We start from the raw sequence: 19,277 nt of genomic DNA, 5'->3' as shown, positions 1-19,277 counted from the left end.
ATGATGAATTCCCAAACCCTCGTCGCCAAGGTCTGGAATTTCGCGCATGTGCTGCGCGACCAAGGCGTTTCCTACCAGGCCTATATCAGCCAGATCTCTTACCTGCTCTTCCTCAAGATGGATGACGAGCGGGTGACGCAGATCGGCGAGGCTTCCATGCTGCCGAAAGGCGCCTGTTGGTCGGATATCCGAGATCTCTCCGGCGAGGCGCTGAGCACCGCCTACGGCAAACTCTTGGAGGCCCTGGCGAAGCAGGGCGGCATCATCGGCGCGATCTTCCTCAAGGCTCAGAACGAGATCCAGGATCCGGCCAAGCTGAAGCGCCTCGTCGGCCTAATCGATAGCGAGACCTGGCTCGGCCTGCCGGTCGATGTGAAGGGCGACATCTACGAAGGGCTGCTGGCGCGCAACGCCGAGGACGTCAAATCCGGGGCCGGGCAATACTTCACGCCACGTCCGGTGATCGACGCAATGGTCGAGGTAGTCGATCCCAAGCCACACCAGACGGTGCACGACCCGGCCTGCGGCACGGCGGGATTCCTGCTCGCTGCCTGGGAGCATATGAAGAAACATCCGAGGGCCCGCGATCGCGCGGTCTATTCGGCACTCAAAAACAAGTTCTCCGGAGTGGACATTGTGCCCGAGGTCGTGCGGCTCGCCGCAATGAACCTTTATCTCCACGGTATCACCGGTGTCGATTCGATCGTGGAACAGAAAGACGCCTTGCTCGGCGCCAGCGGCAAGACCTATGACGTCGTGCTAGCCAATCCGCCCTTCGGAAAAAAGCAGAGCTATCGCGTCATCCGCGATGACGGCGAAATCGATACCGAGCGCGAGGACTATGACCGCCAGGACTTCTTCGTTACCACGTCGAACAAGCAATTGAACTTCCTGCAGCACATCATGACCGTGCTCGCACCGAACGGGGAGGCGGGCGTCGTCCTACCCGATAACGTGCTTTTCGAAGGCGGGGCCGGAGAGACGATCCGCCGGCGCCTGCTGCAGAGTTTCGACTTCCACACCCTGCTCCGCCTGCCGACCGGCATCTTCTACAAGCAGGGCGTCAAAGCGAATGTGCTCTTCTTCGACAAGAAACCGCCGTCCGAAGTCGCCGCGACCAAGGATCTCTGGATCTACGATCTGAGGACCAACAAACGCTTCACCCTGAAGGAGCGCCCAATGACCCGTGCCGATCTCGACGACTTCGTCGCCTGCTATAGGTCCGGCCGTCGCCACGAGCGAGAGGAGGGCGAACGCTTCAAACGCTACCCACTCGAAGCTCTCCTCGCCCGCGACAAAGTCAACCTCGATCTCTTCTGGTTGAAGGACGACAGCCTCGACGACCCCGACCTGTTGCCGCCTCCGGATGAGGTCGCCGCCGAAGTCATCGAGAGCCTGGAACTCGCGCTCGACAAGTTCCGCGGCGTCGCAAACGCTCTGAGTGCCTCGGGTGACTGATTGAGCGCGCCGATACCCGAACGCTCTCCTTGGGATCGATGTAGGCTTTTCGAAATCGAGGCCGACGACGGGCATCGCTTGGAGCAAGAACGGCGAGTTTGGATCCGCCAGGACTTACTCGGACTGAGAGCGTCGTAGCCGACACATCCCGGCAACGACCGCCTTTTCAGTCATAGCCATTAACGGGCCGCTCGTCCCTATCGGTGCAGATGACAGTTTGGACCGCTTGTGCGAGCGCCTGTTCATTCGCGGAGCATTTCAGACCCGGTGCAAACCAGGCTTAAGCAATCACGGATACAGAAGGGATCTGCGCCGAGCCGCGTCACAAACTGCCGAGCACGTTCTACATCTGGCGGGTCCAAATAAGGTGATCAAGAAGGCTATTCGGCCCGGCATCGCTATCATCGAAGCTTTCCCAAACGCGTTCCTTGGGGTTCTTCTGCCGGAAGACCGCTTCGCTCTACCAGCAGCTCAAAAACGGAAGAAGTTCCACTGGCTCTATGATCATGCTGTCGACAGCGGCGTTCTCGACTCCCTTTTGCAGACTCTCGGTTGGCGAAATCAGGCGCTGCTCGACGCAGTGTTAGCCGAGAAGGATCACGAGAAACGAGCAGCGTGGATTTGCCTATTAACTGCTGCCTTCGCGGTGGCCAGTAAATCCGAGGTTGTTGGTGACGATGTGGGAGGCTGGTTCTGGCTACCCCCGTCAGACTTATGGGCAGCTTGGGCTCGGGAAGCGCTGAAGAGGAACAACTTGGCCGTTGTTTAGCTTCCTTTGACTCGAGGAAGCTCACTGGCTGGCACGACGCTCCTGGACGTTGCTTTGCAGCTCTCGACCTTCCAAACGCGCCAGCGAGTCTCACCCGGCCGATTCGTGAGAAGGTATGTCATGCAGCTTTTTGCTGTTCGATGACGGCGCGAAGTCGTCCATACCATTGGTCCAAATCCTGGATCAGAAATTTTGCAGTATCAGAATCGATTCCAGGTGCCGGCGTGTCGAGGAAGAAGATTTCGCAAATCGGCTCGATGATGCTTGAAGCGTAGATTTTCAACGAGAGCCGCCGCACTTTCTTCTCTTCTCGCTTTGAGCCGGAAAGACCGCCAAGTAGCATACCGGCGGGTCCGAGCAGCACTCCTCCTACTGCCGCACCTTTTAGCTGGCTCCCACGGTTAAACTTGATCATTGACGTATCGTCACGCGCGACTTCGACAGCCAGAAGCTCTTTGAAGTCGTAGACTATCGGATCTGCAGTCAACCTCCGCAGCTTCAACATATCAGGCACGATCGCTATCTTCTGGCGCTGAGCGTCAATCGCGATCGCATTTTTGCACACCGGAGAGATGTAGGTCGCCGAGGCGGTGAAATCTGGAATAGCATTGAGCTGAGCAACTAAACCTTGTTGATTTGAGCTGCTTTTGGCGACCACAAACCACAAGACCAGCAGGGTCCCGACGAGAGTGAAGATAGTTATGAATGCAAAGGCGCTCATTTTTCTCTCGTCGTGGTCAGACAAAAGGGAACCTTTATCCCATAGCTTAGCCGAGAAATGCCTTATCGCCTTAAACCGTTGTTTCCCTTCATGTGGCTGCCGCGGTTCGCAAATAACTCCACGCCGGACAAAAAGGTTCCTTTAAGTCAATGGGTTACCGGGTATGATAGCCGGAAACCTAAGTAGGATTTCGGCTCAAAAATGCGCAAAATTGGCTATGCCCGAGTGTCGACAAATGACCAGCATCTCGATCTCCAACTCGCGGCGCTAAAGGCGATCGCCTGTGACCATATTTTCACAGACCAGGGGATTTCCGGCTCGACATTTGATCGGCGTGGCCTGGTCGACGCCTTATCCAGTGTTGGCGAAGGAGACATGCTTGTGGTGTGGCGGCTCGATCGGTTGGGTCGATCGCTGATCGACCTCATCCGCGTCATCAACGACCTCGGAAATCGAGGCGTTGAGTTCCGGTCACTCAACGAGGCGATAGATACATCTACCTCCGGCGGACGCCTGACATTCCACATCATGGCCGCGATGGCGGAGTTCGAGCGCTCGATCATTAGCGAACGCACGAAAGCAGGCATGGCCGCCGCCAGATCAAGAGGGAGCTTGATCGGCCGGCGACCAGCGCTCACACCGGAGCAGATACTCGAAGCACGAGAAGCCTTCATGATCGACAAGGCTTCAATCGACGATCTCGCGGAGCACTACAAGGTTCATCCCCGCACTCTCGCGCGGGGGATGAAGCAAGGTATTTTACTCGCCAACGATCCCGGTCTGTGACGACGTAGCCGGCAGCGACCATCGCTGTGAAATCGCCTTGACGCGGACCTTGGGCTTCTTCGGTTCCGGAACATGATTGGGAATCTTTCCCAGCATTTCCAGGAAGTCCAACTCCTTCTGACGATACTTCTCGGCCATCGCCCTGACCCTTTCCCTCAATTCTGCGCTGATCACCATATTCCTCCTCAGAACATTCCCCATTCGACATCATCGACGCCGACGGTTTCGCTTGAGGTGTCGACATTGGCACCATTCGCCCTCAGCAAAAGCCGCTCACGAGCCTTCCGTTCTGCAGCCAACCTCCGCCGGTGGACAGCCTTCTCCTCGTCCGACATCGAAGAAAGATCAGTCCAGGCGCGGACAGTGGTTTCATCTACTCCGCGCTTCTTGCGTGCCCTGTCGCGATGGAGGCGACGTTCACGGCTCTCATGAGTTTCGCCGCGAATCCACGGCACATGGTCGTGAAAGGTGTAGGGCCGCACAGTCTCGCCTTCGGCTTCCTTCTTCAAGCGATAGATCCTGCGGGATTCCTCGCGCCAGGCGCGCACGATCGGGTGAGGATTGTCACGCTGAAACTTGGCCAAGCGATTCCGCCAATCATCAATGGCGCGCCGCCGTGCCGAACCTTCCTGGAGGTCGCACACCGTCTTCTGAGAAGCTGAAGCAGTCTCTCCTGAACCGGAGGTATCATCATTTTCGATTGAGAGCATTTCCGTTCTCCTATTGCTTACTGCTTATTTATAGCGAAGCCCGGAGCCGGAGCGCACATTTCCATCCTGTCACGCTTTGTGCGGTTTCTCTCTATTATAGTAATATTCTTATGTCTTGATATAATAGAGAGAAACCGCACAAAGCGTGACCTCTCCGGCTAAGGAAAGACCGGGGTCTCCTCCGGATAGAACGAGCGATCGTGAATGCGAAACAAGTAAATTGAGAAAACCGTAGCGGGCGACCGCGGGAACTAATCCACAGGCAGGCTTCCCGGCTCGAGGGTCGTAATTGACGTCGCCCGTGAGAACGGGAGTGAATTACACGTCATCCTCAAAAAGCGACTGGGTGAACGGTTACGCTAACTCCACGGCATGGGAGGATCCGTCCTCGGACATTGGTGGACGCAAAACCCATCCCCATCGAGCTCGTTGACGGCGTCTAGGACTTCGTGCTCCGGCAAAGAAGAGATCGTTGACGAGTAATCGCACACAAGCGGCACAGGAGGTTTCTGGCGACCAGGAGCAAATGAACAATACGGATGCGTCGAAATCCACAACGTCCGTCAGGCGCAAACTAGTCGAGAAACATGGCGACGACCCCGTCTCTGTTGTCGGATCCCACTCCCGGCTGTTCGGCTTACCTCGAACCGAGACTACGACAAGCACACGAAAGCGCCATCATGCCGGAAATGTTTTCGACGCTACCACGCAAGGCATCCGTCGCCGGGTAAGCGCTGCTGCCATGCTCCGATCCCTCATTCATGCAGCGAAGCTTAGCAGCGACGATACGCGACACCGAAGAACCCTCTCGCCCTACAAATATTAGAGCCGCCTGAAGTTGACAGTTAGGCAAAAACGATCGAAATCAGCAAAAAGTGCCAACCAAACGTCAAGCTCCGTCAACTTAGCGTGCAAAAATCGATGATTTCTAGCTCGAATTTGAGTCGGAGGTTGACGTTTTCGCGGGATCCAGACCTGGAAATTGACACTTATCAACACCCGATGATTGAAGTGTCAACTTTTCGCAACGTCCTTAAACGTGTGCTTCGGATGGTATCACCTTCCCCAGGCGACTGACGAGGTCGTCCGCTGAGAGGTGCGTATAGCGCTTCAGCATACGCAACTCCTTGTGCCCAGATATGCTGCTGACCTCGATGACGTTCAAGCCGCGCTCGAATAGGCGGCTGACAGCCTCATGCCGCAGATCATGAAAGCGGAGCCCTTCGATCCCGGCACGCACCAGCAGACGATACCACGCTTGCTCAAGGGAACCGGGAGCCATGGGAAAGACACGCGACTGATCGACGTCCGCTTGGGTCTTCCATTCCGTCAGCGCATCAAACGCCCGCTGAGACAATGGCACCTCGCGTCCGGATCCGTTCTTCGTCATTGTCAGCGTGATCACGCGACGGTTATGCGAGATATCGCTCCATTGCAGCCCCAAGATCTCGCCGCGGCGCATCCCGGTCTCGATCGCAAGTATGATCAACGTTTTAAAGAATGGGATCTTGCCACCGGCGCAGCCGTCAAGCAGGCGCTGCTCCTCATCACCTTCCAGGCGACGTTTGCGTTCGTTCCGGATCACCGGGCGCCGAACCAGCTTCACCACGTTGCGAGCGAGTGGGAGTCCCCAGTCGCGGATGGCAACTTCGATGACGTGGCTGAGGATCGCAAGCTCGCGAACCGTCGTAGATGCAGCTACAGATCGAAGGCGTTCGTCACGAAATGATGAGATATCCTGCGGCGACAGACCCACCATTGTCCGGTAGGCAAGCTCATGGCGTCGGAGCACGTCGATCCGTTGAATCTCCTGGACCGAGCCGCGCTTCAGGGGCGATACCTCTTGCTGGTAACGCTCTAGGAGCTGACCGAGCGTTGTTGTCTCGAGGATCTTTGTGTCCGGCGCGGCACCGAAGCGATCGACCTGGCTTTCCAGATCACGCGCCCACTTCTCGGCTTCGACCTTGCTATCGAATGACTTGCACCGAGGTTTCATACCACGCCGGCGCACCTGGGCTTGCCAGCGTCCTCTGAGTTTGCGGATTGTCGCCATTTGATCTCCAATCGATATTGAAGATCACGCGTAGGATACCCCTTGAGGGGCGCCAAGGATTATCCCCGCATAGACAAAGTTATTGCAACCATAGGAGGGCGCTGTCAGGTTACGTTGATCCTTTGCGGAAGGGGGCAAATTTGAACAGCTACGATAGATTTCCGGAAGAGGTTTGCCAAAAGCTTGGCAACTATGTCTACCGATTGATCGACCCCAGGAACGGCGAAACTTTTTATGTCGGAAAGGGGCGCAACAACCGGGTGTTCGACCATGCGGCAGGACTGCCGAGCGTGCTGGATGACGATACTCAACAACTTGGCGCAAAGCTGGACCGCATCCGAGCCATTAAGAACGCGGGCCTCGAAGTGATACATGTCGTCCATCGACATGAGATACCAGACGCGTCGATCTTCGAGGTCGAAGCCGCTCTCATCGATGCCTATCCCGGCCTAACAAATATCCAGGGCGGCCACGCCAGCAGTGATCGCGGCCCCATGAACCACCTAGAGCTAATCGACAAATACAGTCTTCCAGAACTCCCAGCTGTCCCCGAGCATCGGCTGGTGTTGATCAACATCAATAAGCTTGAAGAGCGCTTCGATCGCCACGCGATCTACAATCTAGTGAGATACTGCTGGCGTATATCGAAGACGCGAGCCGAACAGGCTGAGTATGTGCTCGCTGTGGTTCGCGGTGTAGTCGTTGGCGTGTTCAAACCCATCCGGTGGATGCGCGCGACGCCCGAGAACTTTCCCGATATTCCATATGCGGATGGATCAGAGTCTCATCGTCTTGGGTTCATAGGAGAAGGAGCATCGCCAGACATTTGGGAGCTATATGTCGGCGCAAGGGGCAAGAGAATCACTGATCCAGAATTGAAGCACATTCAAAATCCTATACGTTTCTGGAAGTGCTAGTGAAGTCTGACCGTCCTCCTCACCCGGGTTCAAATCATACAATCACTAGCTGAAGCCCTTTCCTGGTTTGAAAAGGAGATGAGTTGGGGCGTGAGTCCGGCGAGCTCAATCATCTCACAGGCCGCATCGGCGAGCTCTATGCAGCAATAATTACGTATGGGCAGATAGCACTGGATACCAACTAGCGCGGATGTGACCTTGTGTCCGCATCCAACGAGCGGATATCCGGGACCAAAAGTTCGACTTGAAGCAGCGCTGACCGTCCTCTATTAAAGGTTGAGTTCATACATGAATTCCACTCAACACTGAGACTCACGGGGCAAACTATGAGCATTTGGTGGGTAAACACTGGCGCGCGGTTTAAAGCACAGATGGAAGCCGGCGTGCTTTGGTGTCCCAACCGAACGGTGCGCAAAGATCAGGAACTCGGTCCACCTCAATGGCATTGGGCGACTATACAGGACGTGAGACCCGGCGAATTCGTGCTTGTGGCGAGAGATGGCTACATCGAAGGAATAGCGATCGCAAGAAGAGCCGCTATACCAGACAGTGCCCGTCCGGCCACGTTTCCGGAAACCGATACCTGGAATTCTGTAGGTTGGTCTCTCCCCATTGAGTTTGTTCGCTTTGATCATCGTGTTTCGAGAGCAAAGATGGTCGATGGGTTGTTTCGCTACAGGGCACATAAAAGCCCATTCTTCATGAATAAGGATGGCGTTCTCGAAGGCAATCAGGTCTACTTCGCGCCACTACCCGGCGCGGACGCACCAGATTTTTTTGAGCGCGTCCGCGTAGCTCTGGAAATACAGCGGCCCGGGCATCTTGACCGCGCACTAGAGAGAGCAATGACGGACGGACGCTCGTCAGAATTCCAAGGGAAAGCCACTGCAAAGGAAGCTCTCGTCAAAGCGCGGATTGGCCAAGGCCAGTTTCGGCAATCTCTTATAGACATGTGGGGAGGCAAGTGCTGCGCAACCGGATTGTGCGAGTCCAAATTACTGCGCGCATCGCATATCGTTGCTTGGGCGGCCGGCACCGATGAAGAACGTCTGAACCCCTATAATGGCCTTCTTCTGTCTGCAGCCTTCGACGCAGCCTTTGACGCGCATCTCATTACGCTATCAAACGATGGCGCATGGGAAAATGTCGCTGGTTTGAGTGCCGACGAGCTAGAGCGGGCAGGCTTAGGAAACATAGGGCTGCAAAAAGTCGTTGGTTTGCAAGCAAGCCATCATGAGTTCATTGCTCGGCACCGGCAGAACGCCTATGAAAAATGGAGCAATTCCGAGTAGCGCACTAAGGGATGGCCTTACGCTCGGAAGAGTGCTCGTTCATCATCGGTTGAATTTGTGCCGCGCCGGTCAGATTGCACGATCATTAATACATGCCATGAATTGTATTTTAATGAAAGATTCACACCCGGAGGTTACAGCTTTGGAGCGGATCGCAATACAATATTCTCTCACAACAATAAAACAAGCGTGAATTTTCGGAGTATTTTCAATGGCATTGCCGACTTGGTTTTATGTATCGGTGCTGATCGCCGGCGTTTTCTTATGTTATCTTGTTGAAAAGCTTCCCGCAAACCCCAAAGAAAGCCTCTGGGAAGCAATCTATAATAATTTCCGATCGATATACCCAGCGGTTGTTCTTAAGTGGATCCTGTTCTTTATTATTTTTGCAATTGGTATCTGGGCTCCTATTGGCGAACCCGCCAAGTTAATCATTACCGCTGTCATTGTTTTTGGCACCTTGTTTACGGCGGTATTATTTCGGCAGAACGAGTGGGCCAAGGCTGCAGCGAATTCCGCAGCGGGTGTCGGGGCACTTTATCTGGCCTGGCTCGCCAAATTCGTGATCTCATAAGCCTCCAAGTGCATCAAACTGATCCTCTACGCGAGAGCATCACGCCTCAGCACATCGATTCGCTGGATCTATCGGGTCGCACCACGCTACATCGGTGAACCCTTGCGCTGATCGCGTTCGAGCAAATCGCCGAGGATCTCTCAAGCGTATTTGAGTCAGTCGAGGTTTGAAGGTAAAAAGGCCGGGTTGCATGATTTGCATCAAACGCAGGCGTCGGTAGAGAACACGGATGAACAAGGTTCTCGAAAAACTTAAAATGTTGGCGCATTTTCCCGAGGAAAATGCTGGCGTATGGCTGGCTGGCGCCGAGGACGGTGTGTCTTTCCTAAAAGACCATCTGAGAAGTGATACGACAATCCTCTTTGCTTCGCTGAATGCCGTTTTGATTCATGGCGTTCTTGCACCTGAATCGGCACTACAAAACGCTGATCACGAACGATTAAGCCGCGAGTTCGTCACCCCTGATGCTAGCTGGATGATCCAGCACGTTTCGGGCGGCGGAGAACCTGATCGCGTTTATCTCGAAGGCCCCTTGCGTCGCATAGGAACGGACTTCAACGAAGGGGAAAAGCTGGTTTTCAAGCGCTTCTTTGCTAGCCGCCGCGATCCGACACCTATGGAGATCAGCCAGAAGCTGGTTCACGCGCTGGACCTGCATTTTATACCTGAGCGCAACGCATGGTGCCGTCTCGACGAGGACGGCGACATCGAGGACGTCATCAAAATTGTCGAGGAGCATTCAGGAGACTGGGCGCAGAATGTGACGCTCGTCACGATTGCGACCAAGGATTTCGCTGAATATATGCGCCTTTCAAACACCGTGCTATTCTACTTCTTTGACTTCACACGAACACAGCCGCGCTCGTTTAACGGCTGGACCGGCGTTAGGCCGATCAACTTCGACGCGCCGGATCTGTTTTATCATGGCGGCGTCACGAGTCAGTCCGGCAGTTATATCAATGGCCGGATGATCGTGCGGCCTGCCGTGACTTACGAGGAAATTGTCGCCGAGTATATGGAGCGGCGGAATCCGTCTGCGCGAAAATATGCAACCTTCAAGGCAATCGATCTCAAGACCCAGACGCGCATCGAGATTTCCGCTGACCCCGAAGGTCTCTCGAATTATTTCCAGCCGGAATCCGACTTGCCGCTTGAAATGTCGCCCGCGTTCTTCCGTGCGGAAGTTTTGCAACGCTACAAGTCGGACCCGGACAAATATGATCTTGATGACCGCAGCATCGCCTGCCGGGGTGCATGGAGCCTGCGCACCTACGACGTTAACAACGAGGGGCAGGTTCATACCTATCTTCGATATCTCGGCGAGCTGCCCTACAAAGAGCAGGTCTACTGGCAGGCATTTAACGAATGGCCAAAGGGCTGGCTTTCCGAGCGCTCCGTCACTACGGATTTCAGAGGCGAATTTTACCTCGAACATGAGCCGCTGGTAGAACTCAAACAGCTTGTAAAGGAACTCGATGACACACCACCCGCTTGGTGGCAGGTGCGCGGCGAGACATTGCGTAAAGCTGCTCGCTACCCGGTGACCAATTCGGTGTCCGAATGGGGTAACGAGATTCTCGCTCTTGATCAGCTCGTCAACGAGGGCGTCTTGATTGCTCCTTTGCGCAAGCTCGCGGAATCACTGGGAATAACGGTGAAAGATGAATGGCGCGCGCACAAACTTCTTGAAGAAGCCATAGCGAAAAAGAGCGGCGATTATGCGGAGGCCAAGACCGTGATCGATTCGCTTCGCCGCTTGCGGGAGCTGCGCAATCACCTGAAGGGCCACGCGTCGGACAAAAAACAGAGTTTGGCAAAGGAAGCGCTCCGCGTGCATGGTTCGTTCAAGGGTCACTATCAAATGATGGCTGACCAGCTCCTTGAAACACTCAAGGTCATAAGAGCTACCCTAGCGTAAGCCACATACCAATACCGTCGATCGCTGAACGCGTCAGCCCTAGTGGCCTTCTTCCAAGCAACATACCAGATGTAGTCAACACTTGACTCAAGTCGCAAAAAGAGTCCTCGATCCCGATTCGCCCTTTACTTTCTATAAGCAAATCGCATATAGAATCCCTATTAATCCCGTCGTGGCTTCGGCTGCGACGCTTCCCCCGGGCCACGGCTCGGGGGTTCGCATTTTAGGGGTCAGGATGGGGGATAGAGCGCGGATTCAATGCTTTGTTGATGGATTCAATCTCTATCACGCAATTGATAATCTCAAATTGCCGCACTTAAAGTGGCTTAATCTGAGAAAACTCATTGAAGGTTTTACCGACCCCACGCTGCAAGAAGTGCAGTCGATTTTTTATTTTTCTGCTTTTGCCACTTGGAGGCCTGATGCGCATCGCCGGCATCAGCAGTATGTTGAGGCCCTGAAAACAGTTGCGATAACCCCTATAATGGGCCGGTTTAAAGAAAAAGACGCCTACTGCCGCGTCTGCAAGAGCCCATACAAAACACACGAAGAAAAAGAAACAGACGTTAATATTGCCCTCTGGTTACTCAACGAAGCTTACAAGAATAATTTTGATGAGGCCTTCATCGTGAGTCGAGATAGCGATCTTACTCCGGCCATTCGTATGGTGCTTGCCGAATTTCCCCACAAGAAAATTAAAGTCATATCTCCACCAAACGCCGGACACAGCAAGGAAATCGGGCAGTTGGTTGGATCAAAGAAACTTGCTTCAATAAAACAGATTCACCTCGAACGTTCGCTTTTCCCGGCAACGGTGACCGATCCGGACAGTGGACTCGTAGTCGCTCGACGCCCGCCCTCTTACGATCCAGCTTCATAAACTGCCTTAGATGCGCCTTCAGCGTGGCCCTGCGATCAATTGTGTGCGCAAACAGCCAAATCCACGACGTTTGTCACAGGCGTTCACGTCGTAAATAACTGATAAATATACATTTTATGGCGGAGAGGGTGGGATTTGAACCCACGATGCCCTTGCAGGCATGCCGCATTTCGAGTGCGGTGCATTCGACCACTCTGCCACCTCTCCGGTTATGCTGGTCGGCGCGTTTCTCGGCGCGGGCGTTCTCATAGCGAGAGAAGGATGGGATGGCAAGGGTGAATATTCAAGCTTTTCATCCTTTTGCCTTGACAGATCACAGGCCCTTATATATCCCGTGCGACGCAATAGGTGTGGATAAGTCCGTGCCTTGGCCGCCTCGCTCTGTGCGGGGTTTCACCGGCAGATCTTTTTCGAGGCCGCAAGCCTTTGGAATCCCTGCTAAACTTAGACTGATAAAAAGACGGCCGCTTGTCCTTTCGGGCGAGAGAGCCGGAACGAACATGAAAGGATAAAAAATGTTCGCAGTCATCAAGACCGGCGGTAAGCAGTACCGTGTGGCAGCAAACGACGTGCTGACCATCGAGAAGCTTGAAGTCACCGCCGGCGACACCGTAGAATTCACCGAAGTCCTCGTTATCGGCGAAGGCGCCGACGCTGCGATTGGTGCTCCCTTCGTCAAGGGCGCTTCCGTCAAGGCCGAAGTGGTCGAGCACAACCGCGGCAAGAAGGTCATCGCCTTCAAGAAGCGCCGTCGTCAGAACTCGAAGCGTTCGCGCGGCCATCGCCAGCATCACACGGTCGTCCGCATCACGGACATCGTGGCTGCCAAGTAAGTAACGGGATCAAGGTTTAAAGGAGAACTCCAATGGCACACAAAAAAGCTGGCGGTTCCTCGCGCAACGGTCGCGATTCCGAATCCAAGCGCCTTGGCGTGAAGAAGTTCGGCGGCGAAGCCGTCCTCGCAGGCAACATTATCGTGCGTCAGCGCGGTACGCAGTGGCATCCGGGCGCCAATGTCGGCCTCGGCAAGGATCACACGATTTTTGCGCTTACGGCGGGCAACGTGGACTACCGTACGAAGGCCAATGGCCGCGTGTACGTCTCTGTAATGCCGAAAGCGGAAGCAGCGGAATAAGCCGGTAGCGCTCTAAAACAGCCGGCGTCTCATCGACCCGGCTGAAGCATCAGGTTCAGTCAAGAAAAAAGGGGAGATGGGGCGCCATCTCCCCTTTTTTCTTTACCCTCAACCAAGGAGGACTGAACCATGCAAGGCGAATTGTTAAGGGAAGGCCAATCGAGGTCTCCCGAAGAACGGCTGAGGCCGGAGCGGTTAAGGACCGATTGCCCTGTCTTATTGTCGGAAAGGCTCGTTCTGCGCGCGCCCCACGAAGAAGACATCGACGCCCTTGCCCATCTCGCCAACAACGCCAACGTCGCCACAATGGTATCGCGTATGCCGCACCCGTATACGACCAATGATGCCGCCGATTTCGTGCGACGCACGAAGCTTGGCGAGATTGGCAAGTGCGTCTATGCGATTACCAAAGCCGACAACGGCGCCTTTCTCGGTTGCTGCGGGGTCGAACCCACGGCCGATCCGCACACCGTCGAGATCGGCTATTGGCTGGGCGAGCCTTATTGGAACCAGGGTTATACGACAGAAGCCGCCCATGCCCTGATCGACATGGTCTTCCGCACGCGCGAAAATGTCGCCCAGATCGACGCCCGTTGCCGGGTGATGAACGTCGCCTCCAGGCGGGTCGTGCAGAAGTGCGGCTTCCAGTTCCAGGGATCCGGCCTTGCCGCATCGCTGGCACTCGGCAGCACGGTATCGGTCGAATGGTACCGGCTCGACCGCAAGACCTGGATGTCACTCAGAAGCTGGGGAGGCATGCGATGAACGCCGCCATCTTGCCCCGCCGGGACGTCAGGAGCCTGACGCCCGGACCGACGCCGGTCATCCGGACGGAGCGGCTGACGCTGCGCCCGCACCGGCTCGGCGATGCCGACGCAATGACAGAATCCCTGTCGGATTTCGCCGTCACCCGCATGCTCGCCCGCGTGCCGGTGCCGTACGACCGACAGGATGCGCTGGACTGGCTGGTCCCGCGCACCGCAGGCCTCGATAGCGACTGGATGCTGGCCATCACCGAGGGGGACGACGTCCATATCGGCTGCGTCGGCATCGACCTCCGGCATGGCCGCTGGCATCTCGGCTACTGGCTGAACCGCTATTACTGGCGGCGCGGCATCATGAGCGAGGCTGTCCCGGCCGTCCTCGAGCGCTTCGCCCGCCGCATGCCCGAAGTCGCCGTTTTCTCCGGCGTCTTCGCCGACAATCCGGCGTCGTTGAAGCTGCAGCAGAAGCTCGGCTTCGACATCATCGGCTGCGCCGAGGTCTACAGCTTCGCCCGCAACACCATGGTTCCGCATATCGAAACCGTGCTGAAGCCGGGCGCGCTGCGGCTCTCGCAGGCGGCGTGAGGCCAAGCATGTCGCGCAAAAGTGCGCAGCGGTTTTGCGATAATGACATCCGCAAAATCAAAGATCTAAAGCGCAAGGAGCGAATCTGAAAGATTGCAATGCGCTTTAAAAACCAGTCATCGCCGGCTCCACCGGCGATGACGCCCTATCCGTCGATTTCGACCCAGACCGGAAAATGATCGGAACCTTCCGCATCGATATCCACATGGGCCGAGCGCAGACGGTCACTCAACCCGCAACTGATGAAGCAGTAGTCGAGATGCATGCGCTTGTTACGATCCTTCGGATCCATCCAGCTATAGGCTTCGGGCTTCAGCGCGCCGACAACGTCGAGCGCGTCGGTCGGCACATCGAAACGCGGCATGCGCCCGTAGAAGGCGTCCTTCAGGCCGGCAAGCGCGCAATATTCCGGCGATTCCGGCACCATGTTGAAATCGCCCATCAGGATAAAATCCTCCGGCAGCGGCGGATCGTCGAAGTCGATCTCCACGGCGCCCGTCAGCGAACCGCCATCACGCACAAAATTGATCGCACGATCCTTGAGATAGTGGATCTGGCGGATGCGCTCATCCGGAGAGACGTGGTCGAGATGCACGGAATAGACCCGGACCGCGCCGCCTGGGGCATCGATCACCGCTTCGACGGCAACGCGCTGCAGATTGAGTTTGGAAAGCGTGCGGCTGCGCGGCAGAAGCAGCGTCCGCGTCGCAAGGATCGGCCAGCGCGACAGCACCATATTGCCGAACTGGAAGCGCAGATCGCGTGGGCCCGCTCCCGGCGGCAGCAGATCCAGCCCCGTTCCATAGATGGAGTAATAGTCCGGCAGCAACGCTTCGATCGCAGCGACCATATCGGTACGGCCGTTGCGGACAAAGCCGCGGGTTACTTCCTGCAAAGCGATGATATCGGCGCCCGCAAGGTTTCCGACGATGCGTTCAAGATCATATCTTTCATCGAGGCCGAAGCCGCACTGGATGTTATAGCTTGCCAACTTCACGATAATCTTTGACCTCCGGCTGAAGCGCCTATATCGAAGGCGACATGACGGGCAAATGACCGCGCCGCCTGTCCTGGCGGACATGCAGAGGACGCGGTAACAATTGAAAAGAGCGCATAGGCTTTCCTGACTCCATTCGTTGTAAGGGGTTATGCGCCAATACCGAGTGACGGAAGTAAAATGAAATTTCTCGACGAAGCAAAGGTCTATATTCGGTCTGGTGATGGCGGCGCGGGCAGCGTGTCCTTCCGGCGTGAGAAATTCATCGAGTTCGGCGGTCCGGACGGTGGCGATGGCGGCCGCGGCGGCGATGTGTGGGTCGAGGCCGTCAACGGGCTGAATACGCTGATCGATTTCCGCTATCAGCAGCATTTCAAGGCGAAGATCGGCATGCATGGCATGGGCAAGAACCGCGCCGGCGCCAAGGGCGACGACGTGACGCTGAAGGTCCCGGTCGGCACGCAGATTTTCGAAGAAGACGAGGAAACCCTGATCTGCGACCTGACACAGGAGGGCCAGCGCTTTCGTCTCGCCGCCGGCGGCAATGGCGGCTTCGGCAACGCCTATTTCAAATCCTCGGTCAATCAGGCGCCCGATTGGGCCAATCCCGGCCTGCCCGGTGAAGAAAAGACCATCTGGTTGCGGCTGAAGCTGATCGCCGATGCCGGCCTCGTCGGCCTGCCAAATGCCGGCAAGTCGACCTTCCTTGCCGCCGTCAGCCGCGCCCGGCCGAAGATCGCCAACTATCCATTCACGACGCTGCACCCCAATCTCGGCGTCGCCACCATCGATAGCCAGGAATTCATTCTGGCCGACATTCCCGGCCTGATCGAGGGCGCGCATGAAGGTGTGGGCATCGGTGACCGTTTCCTTGGCCATGTCGAGCGCACCCGCGTGCTGCTGCATCTGGTCTCCGCCCAGGAAGAAAAGGTCGGCAAGGCCTACAAGACGGTGAAGCACGAGCTCGAAGCCTATGGCAACGATATCACCGACAAGCCGGAGATCGTCGCACTGTCGCAAATCGACGTGCTGGACGAGGAGACGTTGAAGAAAAAGACGCGGGAACTGGCGCGAGCCTGCGGCAAGACGCCGTTCCGCATTTCCGCCATCACCGGCAGCGGCATGACCGAGGTGTTGCGCGCTTTGCGCGACGTGATTGTCGAGGCGAACGCTGGCACCCAGGAAGAGAAGCCGGCGAAAGCGCCGAAACTGCGCCATCGTGACATGGCCGTTGTCGATAAGGAAAGCGACGACGACGAGGAGCAGCAGGGATGACTGCCCGCAAGCCGCTCGACCGCTACCGCCGCATCGTCATCAAGATCGGCTCCGCCCTTCTGGTCGATCGCAAGGCCGGCCTGAAGAAAACCTGGCTTGACGGCATGTGCGCCGATATTGCCGGGCTGAAGGCCAAGGGGGCCGATGTCCTCGTCGTCTCCTCCGGCGCTATCGCGCTCGGCCGTTCGGTGCTCGACCTGCCCTCCGGTGCATTGAAGCTGGAGGAAAGCCAGGCGGCCGCGGCCGTCGGCCAGATTTCGCTGGCGCGCGCCTGGTCAGAAAGCCTGTCGCATGACGATATCGTCGCCGGCCAGATCCTGCTGACACTCGGCGATACCGAAGAGCGCCGCCGCTATCTCAACGCCCGCGCCACCATCAATCAGCTCCTGAAGATCGGCGCCGTACCGATCATCAACGAAAACGACACGGTCGCCACCAGCGAAATCCGCTATGGCGACAATGACCGGCTGGCCGCCCGCGTCGCCACCATGACCGGCGCCGACCTGCTGATCCTGCTGTCTGACATCGATGGGCTCTACACCGCCCCACCGCATCTCGATCCGCAAGCGAAATTCCTGGAAACGATCGCCGAGATCACGCCGGAAATCGAAGCCATGGCCGGCGGCGCGGCCTCCGAACTGTCGCGCGGCGGCATGCGCACCAAGATCGATGCCGGCAAAATCGCCACGGGCGCCGGCTGCGCCATGATCATCGCCTCGGGCAAGACCGACCGGCCGCTGAACGCCATCGAAAACGGTGCGCGCTCCTCCTGGTTCGCGCCTTCGGGCACGCCCGTCACCGCCCGCAAGACCTGGATTGCCGGGCAATTGCAGCCCGCCGGTGAGCTGCATGTCGACGAGGGCGCCGTCACCGCGCTCGGCGCCGGCAAGAGCCTTCTGCCTGCCGGCGTGCGCAGCATTGTCGGCAATTTCGGCCGCGGCGACACCGTTGCCGTTATCGGCCCCTCCGGTCGAGAAATCGCCCGTGGCCTTGTCGGTTACGATGCCGAGGAAGCCCGCCAGATCACCGGCCGCAAGTCGGCGGAGATCGAGGCGATCCTCGGCTATCCCGGCCGCGCCGCCATGGTGCATCGCGACGACCTCGTCATGACCGCGTCCGTCAAGACGAAGGCCGAGAAATTGAAGAAGGATGAAGCTCATGCTTGATACTGTCGCACAAAGCCCCGACATCGATGCGCTGATGAACGATATCGGCCGCAAGGCCCGGGCTGCGTCGCGACCTCTGGCCTTCGCTTCGACCGAAAGCAAGAACAAGGCGTTGAGCGCCATGGCCGATGCCATTCTTGCCCGCAAGGATCATATCCTTGCCGAGAACGCCAAAGACCTGAAAGACGTCGAAGGCACGGATATGCTGGCCTCCTTCGTCGATCGCCTGACGCTGAACGACAAGCGCGTCGCCGAGATGGCCGAAGGCATTCGCGCCATCGCCGCCTTGGCCGATCCGGTGGGCGAAGTCATTGCCGCCTGGGATCGTCCGAACGGGCTGAAGATCGAACGCGTGCGCACGCCGCTCGGCGTCATCGGCGTCATCTTCGAAAGCCGGCCGAACGTCACCGCCGATGCCGGCGCGCTGTGCCTGAAAGCCGGCAATGCCGTAATCTTGCGCTGCGGCAGCGATTCGCGCCGTTCCTCTCAGGCGATCCATGAATGCCTGGTCGAGGGGCTGAAGGCAGCCGGCCTACCCGAGCACGCCATTCAGCTCGTGCCCGTGAGCGACCGTGCCGCCGTCGGCGCCATGCTGCGCGGCCTCGAGGGCAATATCGACGTCATCGTGCCGCGCGGCGGCAAGAGCCTCGTCGCCCGGGTGCAGACCGAAGCGCGCGTGCCGGTCTTCGCCCATCTCGAAGGCCTCTGCCACATCTATATCGATGCCTCGGCCGATCTGGAGATGGCGAAATCCATCGTCGTCAACGCCAAGATGCGCCGCACGGGCATCTGCGGCGCGGCTGAAACGCTGCTGGTCGATTCGAAGGTGGCGTCCACCCATCTGAAGCCGCTGCTCGACGGGCTTGCCGCGGCAGGCTGCGAAATCCGCGGTTCTGCCGAGGTGCTCAAGCTTGTGCCGGGATTGAAAGCCGCGACGGAAGAGGATTGGTCGACCGAATATCTCGCCGCCATTATTTCCGTCGCCATTGTCGACGGTATTTCCGGCGCGATTGGCCATATCGGCAAATATTCGTCCAACCATACCGAAGCCGTCATCGCCGAGGATCCCGCCGTGGTCGAGCGCTTCTTCACCGAGATCGATTCGGCGATCCTGCTGCACAATGCTTCGACGCAGTTTGCCGATGGCGGCGAGTTCGGCATGGGCGCGGAGATCGGCATCGCCACGGGCAAGATGCATGCGCGCGGGCCCGTTGGCGTCGAGCAGCTTACCTCTTTCAAATATCGCGTGCGCGGCACCGGACAGATACGGCCCTGAC

20 protein-coding genes and 1 tRNA gene are annotated in these 19,277 nt (G+C 57.1%); 15 read left to right on the top strand and 6 right to left on the bottom strand.

Annotation, left to right across the window (positions count from 1 at the left end):
• Positions 1-3 precede the first annotated feature (3 nt).
• A complete protein-coding gene (locus PH547_RS10975) occupies positions 4-1,458 on the top strand; it encodes a type I restriction-modification system subunit M (protein ID WP_285168249.1) in 1,455 nt (484 codons plus the stop codon).
• Positions 1,459-1,825: 367 nt separating this feature from the next.
• Positions 1,826-2,227 (top strand): hypothetical protein, encoded by a 402-nt coding sequence (locus tag PH547_RS10970; protein WP_285168248.1) that lies wholly within the window; start codon positions 1,826-1,828, stop codon positions 2,225-2,227.
• Positions 2,228-2,345: 118 nt separating this feature from the next.
• On the opposite strand, the gene PH547_RS10965 is transcribed toward PH547_RS10970, so the two are convergent.
• Positions 2,346-2,948, bottom strand: coding sequence for a P-loop NTPase family protein (locus tag PH547_RS10965; protein WP_285168247.1), 603 nt, complete (start codon positions 2,946-2,948; stop codon positions 2,346-2,348).
• 201 nt (positions 2,949-3,149) lie between these two features.
• On the opposite strand from PH547_RS10965, the gene PH547_RS10960 reads away from it, so the two are divergent.
• On the top strand, positions 3,150-3,734 hold the full coding sequence (locus PH547_RS10960; protein WP_285168246.1) for a recombinase family protein: 585 nt from the start codon (positions 3,150-3,152) through the stop codon (positions 3,732-3,734).
• Here PH547_RS10960 and PH547_RS10955 read toward each other — a convergent pair.
• From PH547_RS10955 to PH547_RS10945, 3 genes are all read right to left on the bottom strand, one after another.
• Positions 3,708-3,908: a hypothetical protein gene (locus PH547_RS10955; RefSeq protein ID WP_285168245.1), complete on the bottom strand. Its 201-nt coding sequence runs from the start codon at positions 3,906-3,908 to the stop codon at positions 3,708-3,710. The two genes, PH547_RS10960 and PH547_RS10955, sit on opposite strands and share 27 nt — an antisense overlap.
• A gap of 11 nt (positions 3,909-3,919) precedes the next feature.
• Complete coding sequence (locus PH547_RS10950; protein ID WP_285168244.1) at positions 3,920-4,318, bottom strand: hypothetical protein; 399 nt, start codon at positions 4,316-4,318, stop codon at positions 3,920-3,922.
• 1,159 nt (positions 4,319-5,477) lie between these two features.
• Positions 5,478-6,497, bottom strand: a complete 1,020-nt coding sequence (locus PH547_RS10945) for a site-specific integrase (protein ID WP_285168243.1) — start codon at positions 6,495-6,497, stop codon at positions 5,478-5,480.
• Positions 6,498-6,637: 140 nt separating this feature from the next.
• On the opposite strand from PH547_RS10945, the gene PH547_RS10940 reads away from it, so the two are divergent.
• The 5 genes from PH547_RS10940 to PH547_RS10920 all read left to right on the top strand — a co-directional run bounded on the left by PH547_RS10940 (position 6,638) and on the right by PH547_RS10920 (position 12,078).
• The gene (locus PH547_RS10940; protein WP_285168242.1) at positions 6,638-7,414 is read left to right on the top strand and encodes an LEM-3-like GIY-YIG domain-containing protein; all 777 of its coding nucleotides are present in this window, start codon (positions 6,638-6,640) and stop codon (positions 7,412-7,414) included.
• Between the two features lie 326 nt (positions 7,415-7,740).
• On the top strand, positions 7,741-8,706 hold the full coding sequence (locus tag PH547_RS10935; RefSeq protein ID WP_285168241.1) for an HNH endonuclease: 966 nt from the start codon (positions 7,741-7,743) through the stop codon (positions 8,704-8,706).
• 211 nt (positions 8,707-8,917) lie between these two features.
• Positions 8,918-9,280, top strand: coding sequence for a hypothetical protein (locus PH547_RS10930; RefSeq protein WP_285168240.1), 363 nt, complete (start codon positions 8,918-8,920; stop codon positions 9,278-9,280).
• Between the two features lie 229 nt (positions 9,281-9,509).
• Positions 9,510-11,198, top strand: a complete 1,689-nt coding sequence (locus tag PH547_RS10925) for a hypothetical protein (protein WP_285168239.1) — start codon at positions 9,510-9,512, stop codon at positions 11,196-11,198.
• 82 nt (positions 11,199-11,280) lie between these two features.
• Positions 11,281-12,078: an NYN domain-containing protein gene (locus PH547_RS10920; protein WP_285168238.1), complete on the top strand. Its 798-nt coding sequence runs from the start codon at positions 11,281-11,283 to the stop codon at positions 12,076-12,078.
• A 117-nt stretch (positions 12,079-12,195) separates the two neighbouring features.
• On the opposite strand, the gene PH547_RS10915 is transcribed toward PH547_RS10920, so the two are convergent.
• Positions 12,196-12,285 (bottom strand) — tRNA-Ser (locus PH547_RS10915).
• Between the two features lie 308 nt (positions 12,286-12,593).
• On the opposite strand from PH547_RS10915, the gene rplU reads away from it, so the two are divergent.
• The 4 genes from rplU (at position 12,594) to PH547_RS10895 (ending at position 14,562) form a co-directional block, all read left to right on the top strand.
• Positions 12,594-12,911 (top strand): 50S ribosomal protein L21, encoded by a 318-nt coding sequence (gene rplU / locus PH547_RS10910; RefSeq protein WP_028753733.1) that lies wholly within the window; start codon positions 12,594-12,596, stop codon positions 12,909-12,911.
• 32 nt (positions 12,912-12,943) lie between these two features.
• Positions 12,944-13,213 (top strand): 50S ribosomal protein L27, encoded by a 270-nt coding sequence (rpmA, locus tag PH547_RS10905; RefSeq protein WP_104824874.1) that lies wholly within the window; start codon positions 12,944-12,946, stop codon positions 13,211-13,213.
• Between the two features lie 129 nt (positions 13,214-13,342).
• Entirely contained in the window at positions 13,343-13,978 is a 636-nt protein-coding gene (locus PH547_RS10900) for a GNAT family N-acetyltransferase (RefSeq protein WP_283048147.1), read from the top strand.
• Entirely contained in the window at positions 13,975-14,562 is a 588-nt protein-coding gene (locus tag PH547_RS10895; protein ID WP_285168236.1) for a GNAT family N-acetyltransferase, read from the top strand. Before PH547_RS10900 ends, PH547_RS10895 begins: the two co-directional genes overlap by 4 nt.
• Positions 14,563-14,707: 145 nt before the next feature.
• Here PH547_RS10895 and PH547_RS10890 read toward each other — a convergent pair whose 3' ends face one another.
• Entirely contained in the window at positions 14,708-15,559 is an 852-nt protein-coding gene (locus PH547_RS10890) for an endonuclease/exonuclease/phosphatase family protein (protein ID WP_285168235.1), read from the bottom strand.
• A gap of 180 nt (positions 15,560-15,739) precedes the next feature.
• Between PH547_RS10890 and obgE the strand changes: the two genes are divergently transcribed.
• Genes obgE through PH547_RS10875 form a run of 3 tightly spaced genes read left to right on the top strand, consistent with a single transcriptional unit; the run spans position 15,740 to position 19,276 of the window.
• Positions 15,740-16,834, top strand: coding sequence for a GTPase ObgE (gene obgE / locus PH547_RS10885; RefSeq protein WP_260303240.1), 1,095 nt, complete (start codon positions 15,740-15,742; stop codon positions 16,832-16,834).
• Positions 16,831-18,000 (top strand): glutamate 5-kinase, encoded by a 1,170-nt coding sequence (gene proB / locus PH547_RS10880; protein ID WP_283048155.1) that lies wholly within the window; start codon positions 16,831-16,833, stop codon positions 17,998-18,000. Before obgE ends, proB begins: the two co-directional genes overlap by 4 nt.
• Positions 17,993-19,276 carry a glutamate-5-semialdehyde dehydrogenase gene (locus PH547_RS10875; protein WP_285168234.1) on the top strand — a complete coding sequence of 428 codons (1,284 nt, stop codon included), beginning with the start codon at positions 17,993-17,995 and terminating at the stop codon, positions 19,274-19,276. The genes proB and PH547_RS10875 overlap by 8 nt, the downstream gene beginning before the upstream one ends.
• The last annotated feature ends 1 nt before the right edge of the window (position 19,277 follow it).

It is taken from the genome of Rhizobium cerradonense (assembly GCF_030182455.1).
In the GTDB taxonomy this organism is placed as follows: domain Bacteria; phylum Pseudomonadota; class Alphaproteobacteria; order Rhizobiales; family Rhizobiaceae; genus Rhizobium.
Note: the sequence above shows the minus strand (reverse complement) of the source record. Positions and strands in the feature narration are given on the sequence as shown.